Annotated in this window: 5 protein-coding genes; 2 read left to right on the forward strand and 3 right to left on the reverse strand. The window is 42.8% G+C overall.

Annotation, left to right across the window (positions count from 1 at the left end; all coding sequences use genetic code 11):
• The 3 genes from AACS98_RS08440 to ntcA all read right to left on the reverse strand — a co-directional run.
• Positions 1 to 387, reverse strand: a 387-nt coding sequence (locus AACS98_RS08440) for a pre-16S rRNA-processing nuclease YqgF (protein ID WP_066378188.1), incomplete at its 3' end; no start/stop codon positions are given.
• Positions 388 to 419: 32 nt separating this feature from the next.
• Positions 420 to 1,889, reverse strand: a complete 1,470-nt coding sequence (locus tag AACS98_RS08445) for a DUF3084 domain-containing protein (RefSeq protein ID WP_066378190.1) — start codon at positions 1,887 to 1,889, stop codon at positions 420 to 422.
• Between the two features lie 168 nt (positions 1,890 to 2,057).
• On the reverse strand, positions 2,058 to 2,729 hold the full coding sequence (gene ntcA, locus AACS98_RS08450) for a global nitrogen regulator NtcA (RefSeq protein WP_066378192.1): 672 nt from the start codon (positions 2,727 to 2,729) through the stop codon (positions 2,058 to 2,060).
• 510 nt (positions 2,730 to 3,239) lie between these two features.
• Between ntcA and fabI the strand changes: the two genes are divergently transcribed.
• Positions 3,240 to 4,016: an enoyl-ACP reductase FabI gene (gene fabI, locus AACS98_RS08455; protein ID WP_066378194.1), complete on the forward strand. Its 777-nt coding sequence runs from the start codon at positions 3,240 to 3,242 to the stop codon at positions 4,014 to 4,016.
• A 149-nt stretch (positions 4,017 to 4,165) separates the two neighbouring features.
• Positions 4,166 to 4,795: an imidazoleglycerol-phosphate dehydratase HisB gene (hisB, locus tag AACS98_RS08460; RefSeq protein WP_066378196.1), complete on the forward strand. Its 630-nt coding sequence runs from the start codon at positions 4,166 to 4,168 to the stop codon at positions 4,793 to 4,795.
• Positions 4,796 to 4,842 lie beyond the last annotated feature (47 nt).

Here is a 4,842-nt window from a genome sequence, read left to right on the forward strand (position 1 = left end):
AATGTCATCTATGGGGCGTGGAGGCTGGCGCATCCCCTGCGGTAGTAGTTTTATTAGTCCTTTGGGGGGGTACATCTGCCAATAGCGATCGCGGGCTTCTAAGGTACTATAACGCTCATCTACTAAAACAATATTTAATGGTTCTACCAATTCTTGATTTAATTGCTGTTTCCAGCGTTTGGCTGTGGTTTGGTTTCCCATCACCATTAAGGAAACAGGAAACTGTTGACGTAATACACCAATTGTGGTAACAGCCTCTTGAGAAGGAACGACTTGATGATAATGCAATTGTCGATCTAATCCCATGATTGCTAACCCACACTTATCTTTACCAGGGTCAAAGCCTAAAATCACTGGTTGTGTCGGGGAAAATTCACTAAAAGTCATGATTAATTAAAAAATTAAAATTTAAAAATAAATTAGGTACTTAAAACAACTTTGCCATTTTGAACTACTATCAGTTTCACTCTCAAAGGCCCGACTGTGTAAGTATCTTCTGCGGCTACGGCTTTAATTTCTAATGGTTGTTCAAACTGACTTAATAGGGAAACAAAGCGAATAAATGTACCATCTATTTGTACACTTTCCACAATACCTGCATTGCGAGCGCGGAATTGGGAAGCAGAAATGAGTAAATCTAATCGTTGTCTGATTTGATATGAGGTCATTGTTTTCGGATCAGCATTAGTAGTTGCTAAGACCTCACCTGCGGAGAATACTAAAACATTTCTGGCTGTATCAGCAAAAAATTCTATTTGCTTTTCTCCCCGCACATAATTCCCAGCCGAGAAAATTCTGACTACATATTCTTTACCATCATCAATTAGTTGAATTAGTTGCTCAATCCTGTCTGGAGTCACACGTAGTAGTTCTGTTGTGGCTGAATTGGTTCCAGGTTCAGCTAATTCGATGCTAGCATTGCGGTTGGCTTGTTGCAGCAGTTGCATGATCACTTGTCGAGCCTCATTAGCTTGATTTACCCGCACTACACCAGAAGCTATCACTTGACCACGTACTAAAGCCAGTTTACCTAAACGTAGGTCACGGTATGATTGGTAATATTTTTCTAGTCTTGCGACTTCCTGCTCTAAATAATCCTGTTGTCTTTCTAATTCTTTAAGACGGGCTTCGCGTTTGGCTATTACCTGTTCTCGTGCGGTAATTTCTAAGTTGCGGTTTTGAATGAGTTTGTCGAGTTGAGAAATTTTACGATCGCGTTGTTCGATGGCAGCTTGGCGGTTAGATAGTTCGCGATCGCGTTGTTCGATAGCGGCTTGACGATTGGCTAATTCGCGATCGCGCTGTTCTATGGCTCTTTTCGCTTCTGCATACAGTCGTTCCCGTTCTGCCCTCAGTTGTGCTATCGCTGTTTGTAGAGATTTGATTTGATTGTAAACTTTGCCGAGTTCAGTTATTGCCCGTTGATACTGGTTTTGAGTCCGTTGGAGTTTAGCTTGAGTTTGCGCTAAATCTCGCTGCACTATGACTTTTTCTTTTTTAGCTTGTTCTCGCTGAGTTTCTGCCTGTCTTTTCTCAGTTATGGTGGTTTGTAGCTGCTGATTAGCTTTCTTTAACTCAGTTTCTACCTGACTTTTTTGTTCTTCAGCAACTTTGAGTTGTTCTCGTTTTTGTCTAAGGTCTTTTTGAATATCTTCTAATTCAAAAACTCCCTTTCTGAGTCCTTCGTCAGCCAGAAACAGAATTGCTAGAGTTGTCGCCGCAGTTAACACACCTGTGAGGATAGTGATTAGTACCGCCGTATTTTTGGGACGCAGCTTAAAGAGAGACAGGCGTGCTTTGCCGACTTTGGTGCCGATGCGATCGCCAACCGTGGCAATTACTCCTCCCAAAATTAAAATTGCTGCTATTAGGATGTACCCGGTGGTCATCTTCAGCTACCGAAAGGTTTCCAGATACAGCCTACTACTTTCAGTCGAGGTATGTGGAGGATAGGAGGTGGGCAATAGCTGAAATTACTCAAGATTTTTGATTGACTTCCAAACTATGGTGTTAACTGAAATATAACACGCGCCACCTCCTCTGTTTCCACTTGATTTTTATGTGAACTGTCTGCTCAGGGCCACAGGTTTATGCACAGTAATTTTCTTTTTGTGGATCGAAATCATCTTTTTCTCACGCAGATCCCCTAGTAATCTGGTGACGGTTACGCGAGTCGAACCAATTGCTTCCGCGATCGCTTGATGGGATAACTTCAAATCAATCGTTATCCCATCTGCACAAGGAATTCCAAAATCACGACAGAGAATTAACAGAAAACTCACCAATCTTGAACCCATATCTCGGTGAGCTAAAGTTTCAATCATCATCTCTGTTTGCAAAATCCGCGAAGACAGACCTCGCAGCATCAACATGGATAATTCTGGATTTTCCTTGAGTGCTTGCTCCACTTGCTCAATTGGTGCTGACAGCAATTCTACAGGTGTAAATGCCACCGCATGGTAAAACCGATCCGACTTATTTCCCGTCAGCAGAGACAGCACTCCAAATACGCTATTTTCCCGCAGTAGTGCCACTGTAATTTCTTCTCCTGCCTCGTACACCCTGGACAGTTTTACAGCACCTTTCAAAAGAAAATAAACTCGCTCGGCAGGATCGCCCGGAAAAAAGATCGTTTTATTGCGTTCAAACGTTTCGACAACTGGCGGAAAAGCTCCAGTTGCCATCTGACGAAAAACATTTGCTAGGGCCTTATCTTGTGTCACGATCATCTCCCTTCCCCTACCCAATGCCAGAACAACAAAAAACTAAAAACTAATTACCTAAGAATACACCTGAAAACTCAATCAGACACCGTTAACCTTACTGTACTTTCCTATACTCAAACCGCTAACTTCAGAGTTATTTGTTCATAATGATACCTAATTTTTGCTATTTTTAGCTAGCAGTTCTTGATAGATACTTCTGCTTGCTGTAACCATCAGGTTTTTTAGAAAAAAACTTAAGTAATCTTGAAAATATCTTAAGGAATAATATTTATTTTAAATCCAACAAACACCCTTACTAATACTCTTTTTTGATAATCATGGATAAAACAAAGACAAACGTACCTCAGATTCTAGTATGCTCCTAATACATGAAGGCAGTAGCCGACGGCAAGCCGTCAGGCTAGGCAGAAGGGAAGAAATCTTCCAACATAGCTAATTCACCTCTTTGACTGGCTAGTGATTTCTGTCAAGCTGTACTAATCAATCATCACATGAATCAGATCAAAAATATCTATGCTGGATCTCAAAGGAAAAAACGCTCTGGTGACAGGGATTGCCAATAATCGCTCTATCGCCTGGGGCATTGCTCAACAACTACACGCCGCCGGAGCCAATCTAGGCATTACTTACCTACCAGATGAACGTGGCAAAATGGAGAAGAAAGTAGCCGAACTGGTAGCACCTCTCAACCCCAGTTTGTTCCTACCCTGTAATGTCCAAAACGACGAACAGATTCAATCTACTTTTGAGACAATCCGCCAGAAGTGGGGCAGAATAGACATTTTGATTCACTGTCTGGCCTTTGCTAACAAAGATGATTTAAGTGGAGATTTTAGCCAAACATCTCGCTCTGGTTTTGCCACAGCCTTAGATGTCAGCACTTATTCACTTGTACAGTTAAGTGGTGCAGCTAAACCTTTAATGACAGAGGGCGGAAGTATCATCACCCTGTCCTATTTGGGTGCTGTCAGGGCAATTCCTAACTACAACGTCATGGGAGTTGCTAAGGCAGGTTTAGAAGCTAGTGTACGTTATCTAGCATCTGAACTCGGTTCCCAAAATATTCGCGTCAATGCCATTTCTGCCGGGCCTATCCGCACCTTGGCATCGAGTGCCGTTGGTGGCATTTTAGATATGATTCATCACGTCGAACAAGTCGCCCCCTTGCGTCGTACCGTCACCCAAATTGAAGTAGGTAACACTGCGGCTTTTTTAGCCAGTGATTTAGCTAGTGGCATCACCGGACAAGTCCTGTACGTGGATGCAGGATATGAAATTACGGGTATGTAATAAAATTTGGGCATGGGGCAAATAAATTCAAAATTCAAAACTTGTACTGAGCTTGTCGAAGTATTCAAAATTCAAAATTGAATAAATTCTGCCCCTAGCTTCTTACCCAATCCCCAATCCCCAATCCCCAATCCCCAATCCCCAGTATTATGCAAATCAGCGATTATCCCCAAATTAATTTATCTTCAGCCCCTCGTATTGCCTCGGTGCATCGCTCCACTGGTGAAACTGATGTGCAAGTTACTATCAACCTAGATGGCAGTGGCATCTGTAAAGCAGCCACGGGTATTCCGTTTTTGGATCACATGTTGCATCAAATTGCTTCCCACGGCTTAATTGATTTGGATGTCAAAGCTACAGGCGACTGGGAAATTGATGATCACCACACAAATGAAGATGTGGGTATTACCCTTGGGCAAGCTTTACATAAAGCATTAGGTGATAGAAAAGGGATTGTCCGTTTTGGCAATTTTTTAGCACCTTTAGATGAAGCTTTAGTACAAGTAGCATTAGACTTTTCTGGTCGTCCTCACCTCAGCTATGGTTTAGAAATTCCTACCCAGCGTGTAGGAACTTATGACACCCAATTGGTGCGGGAGTTTTTTGTGGCGTTGGTGAACCATAGCCAAATGACGCTGCACATTCGCCAATTAGACGGGATTAATTCCCATCACATTATTGAGGCGACGTTTAAAGCATTCGCTAGGGCTGTACGCATGGCTGTAGAAGTAGATTCCCGTCGTGCTGGCACTATTCCCAGTTCTAAGGGAGTGCTGTGAGGTAGGGGTGTAGGGGTGTAGGGGTGTGGGGGTGTAGGGGTGTAGGG

It is taken from the genome of Anabaena sp. CA = ATCC 33047 (genome assembly GCF_963870205.1).
Lineage (GTDB): Bacteria > Cyanobacteriota > Cyanobacteriia > Cyanobacteriales > Nostocaceae > Trichormus.